This is a genomic window from Fulvivirga marina (assembly GCF_016775155.1).
GTDB lineage: Bacteria > Bacteroidota > Bacteroidia > Cytophagales > Cyclobacteriaceae > Fulvivirga > Fulvivirga marina.
Map to the genome: position 1 here is coordinate 582,722 of NZ_JAEUGD010000067.1, position 15,569 is coordinate 598,290.

Below are 15,569 nucleotides of genomic sequence, written 5' to 3' on the forward strand. Positions count from 1 at the left end.
GCTTTATTAACTTTCAATTTTAATACTCCCAAAGGTTATGTTCTTTTTCCATTAGCTGCATTTCCCACCACTCAGACGCCATAACAGCCTCCATTCGGCTTTTGTACATGTCAACTATAGGATCATCGTCAGGGTTCTCAAACTTAAATAATGAAGCCCTAAACAACCTCAATTCAAATGCATCTGCAAAATTCTTGTTTTCTGCACTGTTATACCTATTAATCCAAATTGCGCTCTCGGGATGTGCTTTAAACAAGGCATGTAGATCTTTATACTTAAGAACCGCCAATGGTAGCTGAACACCATCCAAGGTCTCAGAACCAGGAATGATAAGTTGTATTGACTGTGGCTTATGGTAAAGTCTAGATCTCCTCTTATCAAAAATCACGTCCTCCATTAACATTAATAAACTAATCTGTCTTGGCAGGAATAAGATCGCATCCCCCACGCCAGGCGTTTCTTCCCAGTCATCCGGAGACTCTGAAGGAACGGAAACAACTTCATCAAATATAGCTGAGTAAACCGTTCCATTATACCTTACCTGATCTCCTTCATAGTACTCCACCCCTGATTGCCACGCATCTATTTGTAACCCTTCCTGGTAAACCAATTTGCTCAAGAATTCATCCTTGCTCATTTTAGTGGTCAATGAATCATTGACGTATAAATCAGCAAGTTCACCTGATTTAATGGCATCAAGGATAAACCCCGTGATCTCACCCCCTCTGGCAAAGAATCCCTTATTTTGCTTTTCCTTTAAGTCAATAACTCTCCACACCCTTCTTTTAAACAAATGCTCATATCTGGCGATAGGTTCAATAGAATTAGGATTATACTGATCCAATTCACTTAACTGAGCGTATGCTGTTGGTGTCGCAAAAATTCCTACTAAGACAACGAGGATATATTTCTTAAACTTTATCATTTCAGACCTAATATTTATTAATCAATCGGAATACTATAAATAGTAGTCGCCGGTTTCACTCTTTCGTTTTCACCTTGATAAGTTCTTCTGGTAACATTTTCAATTTTAACAATCAAATTATCACCTTTTCTAAACAAACTTCTCCAAGATCTCAAGTCAATATTTTCAGAACTAAAGTCCTGAGCCTTAATTTGCCTTCCTGCTCTTGCCAGTTTCACATTAACTCTTCTTACTCTATACCTGGCATCCTTTGGTACCTCTCTAGCAAAGTTCTCATCAGCCTCAGCACTCACCTTGATAGTAGTTAAGGCAGCAGCACTTATACCCTTTTCAAAATCAACAGGTCGATTTCTGGATGTAATTTCTACATTTGGTGGCGGCACCTTCTTAACATCAAACGTCTCCGTACCCAAAACATTGCCTCCATTGCTCACTGTTAATTTAACTTTACTTCTTCCTTCAGGAATAACCGTAACTAAACCAGTTCTGTTACCTTTTACAGTTTTAGCTCCCGAAGATGAGAAAGAAGGGTTATAAGCAGTACCCAATGCAGGAACCTGAATATCAAGTTCATTACCACAATTCATGTATAAAGCCTGTAAAGCAGCTGATCTAACTTGAATAACCGGCTTAACAACAAAATATTTATGATCAATGGTATAAGTTGAATCGTTCAAAGCGATCTGTGCTTTGAATGATTGCTCAGACATGAGCGTCTTTGGATCATAATTTCCTGCCTTAGCTGAAAACTTAACCTTACCGTACTTAATACCAAACTCATTTTCTTCAGCTGGTATTTCCTTACCATTATACATAAAAGTAGGACTCATACCAGTAGCAGCAGCTGTAATGAAAAGATCTGCTTCAAACTCCGCTCCAGCAGCTACAACATTTGAAGTTGGCCTAATCAAAGGTACCAGTTTATCAAACTCGACATCTTTAGCTCCAACTTGCTCAGCTAAATTCTCCAATGCTCTAGCTTCGTAATTTAATACTTCAGTTTCTAAATGGCTTATTGTTGCCATTCCAGCTGCAGTAGGCGTGTTACCAAAATAATACTCTGAAAAGGTTTTATTTTTTTGATCCTCGTCATTTTTAGCTATCTCAAGATCCTTCGCATCTTTTGCCAAAGGAGCAAACGGATTACCCGTTAAACCTTCAAGTTGCTTAGCATAATCATTAAGCTTTTTCTTAAGTATTTCTCCTTCTCCTTTCTGGATCATATAATTACCAACAATATCATAATCTTTAGCTCCTACAAGCTGATTATTTTCATCACGTCCACCAGTTATTTCAACCATCTTATCTCTAAGACCGCTCATATAGGTTAACGTTTCATTGGTTAATTCTTTTACCTTAGTTGCTTTACTCAAAGCTGCCTTATCCGCAGCTCTATCACCCTTCTTCTTTACTTCGGTTGTAATAGCAGACAACGTCTTTGTATTTTTCTCAGCCATCTCCTCACCCGAACGTCTAAGGGCTTCATCGATAAAGACGAACTTTTCGAGTACCGCATTACTTACCTGCAACGCTAACAGCGCAGTAAGAACGAGGTACATCATACCTATCATCTTCTGTCTTGGGGTTTCTTTTCCACCAGCCATGTTAGATTCGTTTTGTTAATGAATAAATCATAAATTCTTCCTAATTACCCTTGTTTACCAGGGTTTCCTCCACCTCTCATAGCAGTAAGCATACTTCCGTATACTGTGTTGAGAGAAGTCAGGTTACCAGTCAGTTTGTCTAATTCATTAGCAAAGGACTTGGTCTTTTCACCTGCTTTTGTCATTCCTTCTAATGCACCAGCCATGTTAGTATAGAACTTGTTCATTGCTTTAACATGACTATCAGCATCCTTCAATTCCATTTCATAGACAGCATTCAACGCACTAAGATTCTTAGTTACATTTTGTACTTGCGTGTGGTACTCTTTAGAATCTTTAGTAGCTTCTGCCATTGAAGACATTGCTTGCGCTGTTGAAGCATAAGATTTATTCATTTCCGACAATGATTGTGAGGCGGTTTTCACATTTTTTGCATAATCGTTAGTAGCAACGGCTGCATCAGCCAAGTTAGACATCTTGGATGCAGAGTCCGCCATATTTTTCATTCCTTTTCCCAGACTCTCTATCAATTCCGGACCTATTTTAGCTTTGTCCATCATTTTATCAAGTTCCTGTGTTGGAGAAGTTCCAGGTTTATTTGAGATTCTTGGAGCCGTAGCAGCACTTTCAAAATCTTCCGCCAACTCAGGGTAGACTTTGGACCAATCAGGTTCTGCATGTGGTGGTTCAAAAGCACTTAAGAAGAAAATGATAGCCTCTGTGGTCAAACCTATCATAAGCATTTGATTAGCTCCTTCCAAATGCAAAATTTTAAACATAGCACCTATAATTACTACTGCAGCACCTATACCATAAATCTTGGGCATTATGGTCCTAAATAGAAGTTCTGCAAATCCGCCTTTTTTTCTACTCATTGTCTTAAGGTTTTAATTTTAATGAAAGTTAATTTTAATTTGTTTGATAGTAAAAATCAAATCTAAAATTCGGTTCCTGATGATCTTCCCAAATGAGTCATAGCATTACGGAAACCAATATATGCTCTGACTGAATCCTTGTATTCAAAGGTTCTTGTTCCTGTTTCCAAATAGTATGCAACATCCTTCCAAGATCCACCTCGAATAACTTTCTTAGATAAGATCTCAGGGTCATACTTAGAGCTATTCGGATCAGTTCTTTTATCAATGAATTGAGGGTTTAAGTCCCATACTGTTGGTACAGATACCGGGCTAAAATCATCCAGACACCACTCCGACACATTACCAGCCATATCGTATAAACCATAGTCATTAGCAAAATAAGATGCTACAGGTGCCGAATAGGCAAAACCATCATCATAGAAGTTACCTCTACCTGGTTTGAAATTAGCCAACATACATCCCTTAGAGTTTCTTATGTAAGGGTTACCCCATGGGTATTTAGCCATGTCCCTTCCACCTCTAGCAGCGTATTCCCATTCTGCCTCATTGGGAAGTCTGAAAGATGGCATAGGTACTTCTCCAATACTTCTTCTGAAATCTGCCCAATAGGTCGTTCTCCATTCACTGAAATAAACCGCGGCTTCCCAATTAATTCCTACTACCGGATAATCATCATAACCGGGGTGCCAGTAATAATAATCCTGAACAGGATCACCCATGTGGTGAGCAAAATCTCTAACCCATACTGTGGTGTCAGGGTAGTAATCACTCCTAATTTTATCTTCACCCAATACACTTACCGAATCTTCGAAAAGCTGATTGATGAATTGACGATATTCATTATTTGTAATCTCGGTATCATCCATGTAGAATGAGCCAATTGTAACCTGCTTGTTGAAGTTGATCTGCGTTGACGCAGGGTCTTCATCTGCCTGCCCCATATGAAACGTTCCCGCAGGAATAGGAACCATACCATAGGGTAACGTCATCACCCACCCCTCTCGTCCAGGCACACCAACTAGTTCACCCTGATCTCCTCCGCCGCCACCAAGGCCTAAGAGTCCACAACCTCCTAATATTGCTGGTGCCAACAACAACAATGAGTAGAGGAATCTTCTTGTAACTTTACGCATAACACTTTTCTTTAAAACCTTTAACTTAATTAATTTAAGTTAAAGCCAACCATGTTTGTTTAAATTTGAAGTGGAAATATATAAAAAAAATTCTATTTAAAATCTTTCAATAAGAGTTTTTAAGACCACCGTTGTTTATTATAGATATTTCACAAATTGAATAAATTCCAATTAAAAGCAAAACGTTTTCATCCTTAATGTCTGAACCTTGGAGTACGTATAACCTTTTTGCCACTCCCCGGATTAACAGGCAGTTGATAGCTTAACAACACTTCATGAGTAGTAGGCTGCTTCGCATCCTGATCCTTTACAACGTACCCAAAAGAGTAGCCAAAACTTAACGACTTATCCTTTAAAAAATTGTACCCTAGCAAAAGATTTACATCATCTGACTGTCTAAACGACAAACCTCCCCACAACTGATCTTTATAGTAAGCCATTCCCCCAAGTATAAAACTATACTCGTTAAAATCGGTCTGCACAAGAAATGAAGGAGACAGCTTAACATCAAAATTCACTTCATATATATACCCAAAAGTTAAATATGCATGATTTTCAAGTGCATTTTTGACGACGTCAACTCCAAAATCAAATTCCGACTTAAGAATATGGTTCATACTCAAACCTATATAGTACTTTTCTGATCTATAATACACACCTAATGCCATATCGGGTCGTACCTGAGAATCTGAACTTTCTATTATTACAGGATCCCCTTCATCAATAGGTCTATATTGTCCTTTATCTATTGACTGCGAAAAAACTCCCGCTCTAATTCCAAAACTCAATTTGGACTTTTTAATACCTAAATGATATGAGTACGAGAGCTGAGCCTCAAGATTATTCACCGGCCCCAAATTATCATTCACCACATGAGCCCCAAAACCACTCCTAAAGCGATAAATAGGGGTTGTCATACTAAAAACTTGGGTATTAGGCGCTCCACCATCATCAAATGATGATTTATAGCCCGCCCACTGCGTACGATGTAACAAGGTTATTTGCGTAATACCCTCTGTTCCTGCAAAAGCAGGGTTATAGAATAAGGCATTTTTCATGTAAAATGAAAATTGCGCGTCTTGTTGGGCGTTTGCTGCGTTAAGGCTAAAAAATAACGCCCCTAACCATATATAAAAAATAACTCTTCGCATATCTATAGTCAAAAGCAGTCTTAAATATAAGTTATTTTTGACAATAGATTCAAGAATTTTGCGTTAAAAGCACAAAGATTCCAGATGATTCACCAAATAAAGGAATAAACTCCGGCCTACTTAATACCATTCGCTTTCTTGATGTACAACTCTATTGCCCCTGTCATAGAAGGTGCATTTGGTAATGGTGCTTCTATGTCCAGAATCATGTCCGCATCCCTCACCGCCTTTGCCGTCGTCGGACCAAAAGCCGCTATTCTCGTATTATTTTGCTTGAACTCTGGGAAATTGACTAAAAGCGAATTGATACCTGATGGGCTGAAAAACGCCAGAATATCATAATACACATTTTCAAGATCCGAAAGATCACTAGCTACAGTACGATAAATAATAGCCTCTGTATAGTTAAACCCATTCTGACTCAGAAAATCTGGTATATCATTTTTTCTGATATCAGAACAAGGGAATAAATACTTTTCGTTTTTATGCTTTTTTAATATCTCCAACAGATCAGTCGCTGTACGATGCCCTGTAAAAATCTTTCGTTTTCTGATAACAATATATTTTTGCAGGTAATTAGCCGTTTGCTCCGAAATACAGAAGTACTTCATGTCGGCCGGCATCTCTATTTTCATTTCTTCACAAATGTTAAAGAAATGATCAACAGCATTTCTACTGGTAAAAATTATAGCCGTGTGCTTCAGGATATCAATCTTTTGCTGCCTAAACTCCTTGATGGATACAGGATCCACCTGAATGAAAGGCCTGAAATCTACCTTCAGCTTATACTTTTCCGCCAACTTAAAATAGGGCGAATTTTCATCACTAGGTTTTGGCTGAGAAACGAGGATACTCTTCACTGGACGTATCCTATCTTTCACTTGATCGGTCATAGCTTCACTCAACGGTTACTCTTTAGTAAATCAGAATAGTTGATTTAATCCTAAATAAAGAATAATACCAAATGGTATTACTTCAGTGCCGCAAAGGTATGAAAATAAATGCAAAGTTTTGTATGACGCCGAACTCAATAATTTAAAAAACAAGATTGCTACTCTTAACCCTAGGAAAGCCAATACTATATCAACGAATACACTATAATACTCTTCTGAGAAAACCCCAAAGCCAAAATAAGACAATACCATTATAACTATAGCCAATGAAAAAATGATCAGGGACATCCGGATATAGTTAAAGTAGTGAGATATCATGAACCCACCCAACCTAAACAAGGATGACAAATTACTAATCAGCAAGTATTTGACAAACAGCCATAACATAATCAACATGGATAATTGCAACCATTTCCATAAACCATCCCAGTAGCTACCCGGATTGAACACACCCGCCTCTACATGAATACCTGTCTGATAAACAAGTAGCATTAACACCAGACCTGCTAAAAAGCTCAGATACAGGTACACTAAAAGGTTGATTTGACCTAACGGCCTGCTTTTAAACAAGTTTTCATCACTTTCTCTCAGGGCGAAGGCTCTTCTAACCTTAAAAAAGTCAGACAGCACTCTAGGGAAGTAATTGTACAAAGCCGCCAGAAAGGCCCCTATCAAGATCAAAGCAGTGATAACAAAGTTATAAAACGGATGAAACTGACGAGTTCGTATAATAACCGGATTTTCAGCCAGTGGCTTGTCTGATAAGCTGTACTTTACCACCTGTGTTGAAACTCCAAATGGATCCAGGTTTTTATGGTAAATTGTAAAGTGCCACTCTTCTGAGCCATATACCCTTTTTAGACTGTCCAGATCATAATATTGGTCCTCAATTATGACTCCGATCATCTGATTGTTGAGAAATAATGAGTAGCCCTGTTCTCCTTTGACCTGAAGTATACTATTGTCAAAATCTGATGGCGAAAAATCAAAATGAAGTGTTTTCCCTCTAAATGAAGCCTTATTAACTAATGGAAAGTAGCTCTCTCTACTTACATCATAAAAATACCAGTCATGAGAGAGGTCTCGAACAACTGTTGTATCTGCACCAACTACCTCATAAGAGAGCATCCAACAGGGGGCCAGACAAAAAAATACATATAATAATCTCTTCTTCACATTTATCTGATTTCGCTGCAATTTATTAGAATTTAGCTATATAACCGAAATGAAACTTTGAAAGACGGGTGCTGAAAGCCTGATTTTCTGATTTTCCAATCGCATATACCAAACTTACTATACCTGCTTTGGATGAAAAATTAATGCCAGCCCCTACTCCAAACGGATAATCCGACATACTATTTTCTCCAAGATCAAAGTATAGATAGGACTGATCATAGAAAACAAATAGTGATGAGTTTTCTTCAAAGTGCAATTGAAGCTCTAGATTTGAGATTATATAATCGGAAGCAAAAAAATAGTTTTCATTAAACCCTCGCAAGCTTCTCAAACCTCCCACCCTAAACAAGTCATTTTTAAAAAGCTGATCATTTATGATCTTCCCTGCTTTCATTTTCTGATGGAAAACAAACCATTTACTTAGTGGTATATAATACTGATACAGCCCTTCCAATTGATACTGCACTGTATTTAGCTCCAAACCCTCATATACCTCAATGGGTAATGATACATTTCTTCTTATTTTTTTAGTGCCAACTGCCATTTCCAAATATCCCCCCATGCCAGACCTCCTATTTACAGACTTGTTGAAATTATTTAGCCCATAGCCAATCCCATAGTAATTGAGGTTAAAATCATTTACCTCTGGCAGGCTTAAGACATCTTCCAGACCTTCAGTACTCAGCAACCTCGAAGTCTTCAACCTCGTAAAAAAAGATACACTACTGGCTGAAACCTGATATTCAAAGCCAATAAAGGCATTTCGATTGATAAAAGTAGTGTCCTCCTTTAAAAGCTCATAAAAAGTATTTAAATGCAGTGGTGAAGCCAATATATTGGGATGGTGATATGAGATATTAAGAAATTGAGATAATGGTTTTAGCCTTTGCCACTCAACTTCCAACCGCTTGCCGCTGTTAAAAAGGTTTTTTATTGAAAGATCAAACTGCCCTGTTACCAGAAGCTTCCCGTCATTCTGAGCATTAGGCAAAACCCCAACGACACCATCAATACGATTAGCATTAACATCTTTCAGACTCAACGAAATAGTTGCCTGGCTATTTTGAAAAGTGACTTGAGGTGGACTTGTCATCTCCAGAAAGCTAAGTTTACTAATGCGAGAATTTATTTTTGCAACAGCACTCTGGTTGAACACCTCTCCCGGTCGCATTTCTAGATAACTCATCAACCATTTTACCTTGACCTTGTTTGTACCCTTTATAATAAGTGAATCGTACGTTATAAGCGGACCACTTGTATAATTAAGTGTAGCTTGAACTATATGGCCTGTCACTTCAATTGAGTCAAGTCTTACAGAAGAGAAAGGGTAGCCTGTATTCTCACTCTGACTTACAATTTTCTTGAACAATCGAGCAAGTTCCCCATACTTAAATGGTTTTTCAATATAAAAACGCTCCCTGTACCCTATCTTACTGAGTAAAATCTCAGGAACACTTCCCTGCCCGAGATAAGCCCAGCGATATTGTTCATTAGCATTAACACCTACGCTAAAAATGCCATTTTCAAACTTAACTCCGAATATCTCTGTTCTAAGATATCCCTTAGAGTATAAACTGGCTAATAGTTTATTAATGTGGGTCACTACCTCCAGCGTATCAACCACCTGCTGCTGCAATGGTTGGAATTCTTCTATAATAGCAAGTGTTTGATCAGTACCTAAATATCGTAGTGTAGTACCCTGATTCTGACAAAAAGCAACAGCAGGAATAAAAAAGAAAGCACTATAAATTAGTTTCCTTACCAAATAAATAAATTTAATTTTAAAGCTTATTAATTATAACAATTTGGCTGGTATATATCTACACATTCCATTCTGCAAGCAAGCTTGCTATTATTGCGACTTCCATTTCAGTACAAACCAAAAGTATGTTAATGAAATGACAGAGGCACTATGTACCGAACTAAAACTACAAAATGATTACCTTCAGCAAGAGCCTATAAACACTATATATTTTGGGGGCGGCACTCCTTCTCTTCTATCCAAGGAACACCTTAAACATGTTTTAGATATTATTAAGGCTAATTATCGTATTTCTAAGTCTCCGGAGATCACACTCGAAGCTAACCCAGATGATCTGACTTTTGATAAGCTGAAGTCACTTTATGATTTAGGAATTAACAGACTAAGCATAGGCATTCAATCCTTTAATCAAGAGGTTTTAGGGTTCTTAAACCGAGCACATAATCATGAACAGGCCTTGAGTTGCTTTCAAAATGCACGAAAAGCAGGGTTTGATAACATCAGTATAGATCTAATCTACGCTATACCTGCAGATAGTCATGATAACTGGCAACACGACCTTGACCAAGCTTTGGCGCTGAAACCTGAACATATATCTTCCTATAGTTTAACTATTGAACCCAAAACCACCTTCGGCAATTGGTTACGTAAAGGAAATATGCCAGCAATTGATGAGGAGTTTTCAGCGTCTCAGTTTGAAATTCTTACAGAGCGACTTACTCAGGCTGGTTACGAACAATATGAAGTTTCCAATTTCTGCAAACCGGGTTACTACTCCAGACATAACTCAGGCTATTGGAAGCAGGAGAAATACTTGGGAATAGGACCAAGTGCCCACTCATATGACGGGGTCAACCGAAGGTTTAACATCAGCCACAACCCAAAATACATGCAAGCTCTATTAGAGTCGAAGATTCCGTATGAGGAGGATATCTTAACTGCTGAGGATAAGATCAATGAATATTTGCTAACCACTTTAAGAACAAAGTGGGGTGCAGACCTGGAAAAGATCAAAAAGGAATGGAAGTACGATATTACCAGTGAACACCATGCTTATCTTGAGCAACTATTCATTAAGAATTATGCGGTAATTGAAGATAATCATCTCAGATTAACGCGCAGCGGCTTACTATTAGCAGATAAAATATCTTCGGACTTATTTAAAGTTTAAAATATGAAAGCATCTTTTATTTTAAATGGTATAGCCTATGAGGCAGATCTTACCAACCCATTGGATATATCAATCCCTCTGAAAGAGGGAGACAATAACCCCAACTGCTACTATGCTGAACCTGTTAAATTCAAAACCATTAAATCCGGGAATTTCATAGGTAGTGTTGCATTAGGCGGAAGTGTTAATTATCAGTCCATTTCCATTACACCTCATGGAAACGGAACTCATACCGAATGCTATGGACATATTTCCTCGGATAAAGAGGCAACTTTAAATACCTGCTTAACTAGGTTTCACTTTATAACACAAGTTATGACCCTGTCTCCGACCAACCAACTCAACGGAGATAAGATAATCCGTTTTGAAGATTTTCGGACTAAGTTTCATGATGGTGTAGAAGCCGTGGTAATAAGAACAACTCCTAATACAGAGGAAAAACTTCACCAACGATATTCGGGAACAAATCCTTGTTATATAGGCAGGGAAATAGCGGAGTTTCTTCGTGAAAAAAAAGTAAAGCATCTATTAGTAGATTTACCTTCAGTGGATAAGGAAGTAGATGGTGGAGAGCTTAAGTCTCACAGGGCTTTTTGGAATATGGATGGTAATATCAGAAAGGACTGCACCATTACGGAACTTATTTACGTAAATAATGATGTAAAGGATGGACTATATTTACTCAACTTACAAGTAACCAGCCTGGAAGTTGATGCCAGCCCTAGTAAACCTGTTCTTTTTAAAGTAAGTGAAAATTAGTTTTTAAATATTATTTTACTTTTTTTGCTAATGAAACCTAACCCCATGACTAGCGAAGAAAAGAAAGCATACCTCCTTCTTAAATCTGTAATTTTTCATTACCACGGATTAGATGAAAAAGAACGTCAAAACTTACAGGAAACAGCTCAGGAAATTGACGGTCTAGAAGAATTAAAGTGGGCTAATGAGTTTATTGCAAAAGATTACTTCAATTCTTTTGATAGGGCACGTGAGTACCTAAACGACATTATTGGAGACTACCCTCTCGAAAAAAGGGTCTTTTACATAGACATGGTTTGGAAGTCAAACAACCTAAAAGGTTATGTAACTGAGCTTGAGGCCACTGCTATGCTAAAGCTAGCCCGCGACTGGAATGTGGAAGCTGAGCTAATGGAGATCGTTAAAAAGATTTCTGGTAGCTCATAGGCTCATCATCTCTTTGAATTTTGCTGCCTGCCTGCGGCTAACTTCTACCTTATCTCCACCTCTAAGTCTTACCATAAGGCCTCCATTAAACCATGGCTCTATCGCTTCGACCCAACTTAGGTTAACGATATGCTTACGGCTTGCTCTGAAAAAGTGCCTTGAGTCCAACTTCTCATCAAGCGCATTTAATGACTTATGGATCATTGGGCGGTTATTATCAAAATACACTTTGATATAATTACCGTCGGACTCAAACAACCTGATATTCGAAAGGCTTACAAACCAGCATTTGTCCCCATCTTTAACAAAAACCTGGTCTTCAAGTGTTAGCTTTTTATCTGGATTTCTTCCTGAGGGGTTAGCAGACTGATGCTTGGCTAATAGTTTATTTATACTCTCATTTAATCGCTCAATTTGAATCGGCTTTAGTAAATAGTCCAAAGCATTTACCTCAAATGCCTTGAGCGCAAACTCATCATAAGCTGTAGTGAAGATCACTTGGGGCACGTTATCAAGCATCTCAAGTAGTTCAAAGCCTGTCTTCCCTGGCATTTGAATATCAAGAAACAAAAGGTCAGGGTTTAGTTTATTTACCATTTCCAGCGCCTCATCTGCATTAGCAGCTTCCCCAACTATATCTATCTGCCCGTAATCTTTAAGAAGGTTTGTCAGTTCTTTTCGTGCTAACCTTTCATCATCAATAATAAGTGCTTTCATAAATGTAATATATTATGAGTTCATCCTACATGGCTTAATTGCGCTTCGGTATAACCAACTCTGTCAAAACAATATTTTTTGATTCATTTTTAACTGTTAGTTGAGCTTCTTCCCCATACAGCAATTTTAGCCTCTGCCTTGTATTCCTAAGCCCTAACCCTACCTTACTTTCTGCTTTAGCCCCATTAACGGATTTAAAGTGTCCACTGTTTCTTATCTCTATTTTTAATTGCGAATCAGTAACAAAAGTTCGAAGGTCAATTATTCCCCCTTCTTTAAGTTTCGATATTCCATGCTTTATACCATTCTCTACAAGGGTCTGCAACATTAAAGGTGGCACCAAAAACTTGTAGGATTCCCGGTGAATCTCAAATCTCGTGCTGAGTCGCTCTTCAAATCTTATACTCTCCAGACCAAGGTAATCTTTTACCGTTTTAAGCTCATCTTCAAAGTTGGTTAACCTTTTTTTATCAGAAACTAATGAGTTTCTCAGAATATTTGAAAGTTGGGTAATGGCGTTTTTGGATTTAACAGGATTTTCATCAACAAGGGCTCTTATGCTATTTAGCGCATTGAAAATAAAGTGGGGGTTGAGTTGAGATTTAAGGTTATTCAGCTCTATCTCATTTATAGCAGCTTCATGTTGTAGCGATAAATTGTATCGCTCAAAATAGTGATAGATGAAATACAATACTGACCACAGGAAAAATATCAAAGCGTAAACCATGGTTAGCCCGACTACATTATTGATTTTCCACACCTGCGGATTGAACATACCCAGAGGAAAGCTTATGAGTACCCTAACAAAATAGACAGTCAACCCTAAACAGAATACAGCCAAAAGCACCCTTGGGATCAGTTTTGCCATGTTAAATGCCAGCCAGCCCCAATTAATAATAAACTTTCTAAATAGGTGAGTAATTAGCAAAAAGGTAACAGCCTCCAATAACCAGAATATAATCTGGGGACTTTTTAGCAACTGCTCCCCAAGAAAAATATAACCCAATATTTGCACAATGGCAAAAAGGAGCCAACCTCCGATCTGTAATGACCAATATAATTTTAGCTTATTCACTTACTCCTTAAAGGCTGTTAAAAAGTAAATTTACTCAATAACAAGCATAAAAATTATGTTTTTTTATCAGTGGAAAGAAAGGTATACTCAACGGGATTACCCTTCCGTTCGAACCAGGAACAGGAATAAAAAAACAGCAACCAGAATAAAAACCCAAGACAACACATTTATCAGTGCTTTATATCTAGGAAGTGCCTCATTTTTTATTAGCCCCATTGTTATAAATGCTAAACCAGCAGATAAGTACATTGACGCCTCCCAGTATTCTTTGACATAAACCTGATAAAAAGAAAAAAGGACCATCAGGCCTCCGACAAAATATTGTATTACAGACCTATTCATTATTCTTTATTATTATTACGATGTCTTGGGATGAATCTTCTTATAATAAGCCGTGTACCCTTGTCATAAGTAAAGTAGTTCCACACCCAATTACTAAATACAATTAACCTGTTACGAAAACCAATAATAGAAATAAGGTGAACAAACATCCAGACCATCCAGGCAAAAAGGCCTCCAAATCTCAGTTTCCCCATGTCAACAACTGCTTTATTTCGCCCTACAGTGGCCATAGAGCCTTTATCTCTATAAGCAAACGGCTTTAGTTGTTTTCCTTTAAATATCCTTTTAAAGTTCTCTGCCAAGTGATCTCCTTGCTGAATGGCTACCGGAGCCAGCATGGGGTGGCCGTGTGGATAATCATCTGATTTCATTAAGGCAATATCCCCAATGGCATAGATGTTATCATAGCCATTCACTCTGCTAAATTCATCAACAATTAATCGTCCTCGATCTATGGATTCTTCATTGATACCATCTGGAAAGTTTCCCTGGACACCCGCAGCCCAGATCAGAGTTTCTGTTTTTATCTTTTCACCATTGCTCAACTGAGCCAATGTGCCGTCATAAGATGTAACCAGGGTGTTTAGCTTCACATGAACATCAAATTTCTTCAGGTATTTTAGTGCCCTCTTTGACGAAAACTCAGACATCGCCCCCAAAAGCCGTGATGTACCTTCAAGTAGGGTGATGTTCATTTGATCAAAATTCAACTCGGGATAATCAGAGGGAAGAATATTTTTTTTCAGCTCCCCAAGCGCTCCTGCTACTTCAACACCAGTAGGTCCTCCACCAACGATGGCTATATTCATCATAGCCTCAAGTTTTTGGGGGTCGTCTGTAATAGTAGCAGCCTCAAAGTTTTGTAGAATGTGACTACGAAGATCCAAAGCCTGCGGAATTTGCTTTAAGGGAAAGGCATTGGCCATGATTGATTCATTACCAAAATAATTGGTTTTTGACCCTGTAGCTATGACCAGATAGTCATAAGACAGTTCTCCAATCTCCGTTTTGATACTTTGGTTTTCAGGGTCAACCGAATACACTTCAGCCATTCGGAAGTAAAAATTCTTTACAGGCTCTAACTGCTTTCGCAAAGGATCAGCTATTGAGTCAGGTTCAAGGCCAGCTGTTGCTACCTGATACAGTAGGGGTTGAAAAGTATGATAATTATTACGATCGAACAAAACAATCTGGAGAGGAGCCCTAGCTAGCTTCTTAACCAGCTTAATGCCTGCAAAACCTCCTCCAATAATTATCAAACGAGGGTTTTTGGATTCTGGCACCGGTATATGCTTCATATTTATTTGCAGATTTTCGGTATGAAAATTACCGGTGTAATATTAACTCATAGTAACTAAATAAAAGAAGAAAACAGAACAGATTTAACGGATGTATTTTTATTGTTTCGATGGGAACTCTTTTAAAGAAATTTGGCTTTTAAAAATAAGCAATAATTCATAGTTGATAATTTTCAAGGTTTTGGTTGAATGAAAAGAGGCCGTCTCAAAAGTCATTTTGGGACGGTTTTCTTTTTCAACAGATTTAGATGTTTTTAGA

General features: G+C 38.0%; 14 protein-coding genes. 3 read left to right on the top strand and 11 right to left on the bottom strand.

Annotated elements, in window-relative coordinates; translation table 11 throughout:
* Positions 1 to 19: 19 nt before the first annotated feature.
* The 8 genes from porN to JMN32_RS26730 form a co-directional block, all read right to left on the bottom strand.
* The gene (gene porN, locus JMN32_RS26695; RefSeq protein ID WP_202859464.1) at positions 20 to 925 is read right to left on the bottom strand and encodes a type IX secretion system ring subunit PorN/GldN; all 906 of its coding nucleotides are present in this window, start codon (positions 923 to 925) and stop codon (positions 20 to 22) included.
* 17 nt (positions 926 to 942) lie between these two features.
* Entirely contained in the window at positions 943 to 2,529 is a 1,587-nt protein-coding gene (porM, locus tag JMN32_RS26700; RefSeq protein ID WP_202859465.1) for a type IX secretion system motor protein PorM/GldM, read from the bottom strand.
* A gap of 44 nt (positions 2,530 to 2,573) precedes the next feature.
* Positions 2,574 to 3,404 carry a type IX secretion system motor protein PorL/GldL gene (gene porL / locus JMN32_RS26705; RefSeq protein WP_202859466.1) on the bottom strand — a complete coding sequence of 277 codons (831 nt, stop codon included), beginning with the start codon at positions 3,402 to 3,404 and terminating at the stop codon, positions 2,574 to 2,576.
* Positions 3,405 to 3,466: 62 nt separating this feature from the next.
* Positions 3,467 to 4,540, bottom strand: a complete 1,074-nt coding sequence (gene porK / locus JMN32_RS26710; RefSeq protein WP_202859467.1) for a T9SS ring complex lipoprotein PorK/GldK — start codon at positions 4,538 to 4,540, stop codon at positions 3,467 to 3,469.
* 194 nt (positions 4,541 to 4,734) lie between these two features.
* Positions 4,735 to 5,691: a PorP/SprF family type IX secretion system membrane protein gene (locus tag JMN32_RS26715; protein WP_202859468.1), complete on the bottom strand. Its 957-nt coding sequence runs from the start codon at positions 5,689 to 5,691 to the stop codon at positions 4,735 to 4,737.
* A gap of 116 nt (positions 5,692 to 5,807) precedes the next feature.
* Positions 5,808 to 6,584 carry a uroporphyrinogen-III synthase gene (locus JMN32_RS26720; RefSeq protein ID WP_202859469.1) on the bottom strand — a complete coding sequence of 259 codons (777 nt, stop codon included), beginning with the start codon at positions 6,582 to 6,584 and terminating at the stop codon, positions 5,808 to 5,810.
* A 30-nt stretch (positions 6,585 to 6,614) separates the two neighbouring features.
* The gene (locus JMN32_RS26725) at positions 6,615 to 7,760 is read right to left on the bottom strand and encodes a DUF4271 domain-containing protein (RefSeq protein ID WP_202859470.1); all 1,146 of its coding nucleotides are present in this window, start codon (positions 7,758 to 7,760) and stop codon (positions 6,615 to 6,617) included.
* A 25-nt stretch (positions 7,761 to 7,785) separates the two neighbouring features.
* Complete coding sequence (locus JMN32_RS26730) at positions 7,786 to 9,525, bottom strand: BamA/TamA family outer membrane protein (RefSeq protein WP_202859471.1); 1,740 nt, start codon at positions 9,523 to 9,525, stop codon at positions 7,786 to 7,788.
* A gap of 40 nt (positions 9,526 to 9,565) precedes the next feature.
* Between JMN32_RS26730 and hemW the strand changes: the two genes are divergently transcribed.
* Genes hemW through JMN32_RS26745 form a run of 3 tightly spaced genes read left to right on the top strand, consistent with a single transcriptional unit; the run spans position 9,566 to position 11,878 of the window.
* The gene (gene hemW / locus JMN32_RS26735; RefSeq protein WP_202859472.1) at positions 9,566 to 10,693 is read left to right on the top strand and encodes a radical SAM family heme chaperone HemW; all 1,128 of its coding nucleotides are present in this window, start codon (positions 9,566 to 9,568) and stop codon (positions 10,691 to 10,693) included.
* 3 nt (positions 10,694 to 10,696) lie between these two features.
* A complete protein-coding gene (locus tag JMN32_RS26740) occupies positions 10,697 to 11,452 on the top strand; it encodes a cyclase family protein (protein WP_202859473.1) in 756 nt (251 codons plus the stop codon).
* A 45-nt stretch (positions 11,453 to 11,497) separates the two neighbouring features.
* Positions 11,498 to 11,878, top strand: a complete 381-nt coding sequence (locus JMN32_RS26745; protein WP_202859493.1) for a hypothetical protein — start codon at positions 11,498 to 11,500, stop codon at positions 11,876 to 11,878.
* Here JMN32_RS26745 and JMN32_RS26750 read toward each other — a convergent pair.
* The 3 genes from JMN32_RS26750 to JMN32_RS26760 all read right to left on the bottom strand — a co-directional run bounded on the left by JMN32_RS26750 (position 11,873) and on the right by JMN32_RS26760 (position 15,310).
* Complete coding sequence (locus JMN32_RS26750; RefSeq protein WP_202859474.1) at positions 11,873 to 12,595, bottom strand: LytR/AlgR family response regulator transcription factor; 723 nt, start codon at positions 12,593 to 12,595, stop codon at positions 11,873 to 11,875. The genes JMN32_RS26745 and JMN32_RS26750 overlap by 6 nt on opposite strands.
* A gap of 34 nt (positions 12,596 to 12,629) precedes the next feature.
* On the bottom strand, positions 12,630 to 13,670 hold the full coding sequence (locus JMN32_RS26755; RefSeq protein ID WP_317191809.1) for a sensor histidine kinase: 1,041 nt from the start codon (positions 13,668 to 13,670) through the stop codon (positions 12,630 to 12,632).
* 341 nt (positions 13,671 to 14,011) lie between these two features.
* Entirely contained in the window at positions 14,012 to 15,310 is a 1,299-nt protein-coding gene (locus tag JMN32_RS26760; RefSeq protein WP_202859475.1) for an NAD(P)/FAD-dependent oxidoreductase, read from the bottom strand.
* Positions 15,311 to 15,569: the final 259 nt, after the last annotated feature.

Coding starts and splice junctions, on each gene's coding strand:
- porN (WP_202859464.1), bottom strand. CDS start 925: ATGATAAAGTTTAAGAAATATATCCTCGTTGTCTTAGTAGGAATTTTT.
- porM (WP_202859465.1), bottom strand. CDS start 2,529: ATGGCTGGTGGAAAAGAAACCCCAAGACAGAAGATGATAGGTATGATG.
- porL (WP_202859466.1), bottom strand. CDS start 3,404: ATGAGTAGAAAAAAAGGCGGATTTGCAGAACTTCTATTTAGGACCATA.
- porK (WP_202859467.1), bottom strand. CDS start 4,540: ATGCGTAAAGTTACAAGAAGATTCCTCTACTCATTGTTGTTGTTGGCA.
- JMN32_RS26715 (WP_202859468.1), bottom strand. CDS start 5,691: ATGCGAAGAGTTATTTTTTATATATGGTTAGGGGCGTTATTTTTTAGC.
- JMN32_RS26720 (WP_202859469.1), bottom strand. CDS start 6,584: ATGACCGATCAAGTGAAAGATAGGATACGTCCAGTGAAGAGTATCCTC.
- JMN32_RS26740 (WP_202859473.1), top strand. CDS start 10,697: ATGAAAGCATCTTTTATTTTAAATGGTATAGCCTATGAGGCAGATCTT.
- JMN32_RS26745 (WP_202859493.1), top strand. CDS start 11,498: ATGACTAGCGAAGAAAAGAAAGCATACCTCCTTCTTAAATCTGTAATT.
- JMN32_RS26750 (WP_202859474.1), bottom strand. CDS start 12,595: ATGAAAGCACTTATTATTGATGATGAAAGGTTAGCACGAAAAGAACTG.
- JMN32_RS26760 (WP_202859475.1), bottom strand. CDS start 15,310: ATGAAGCATATACCGGTGCCAGAATCCAAAAACCCTCGTTTGATAATT.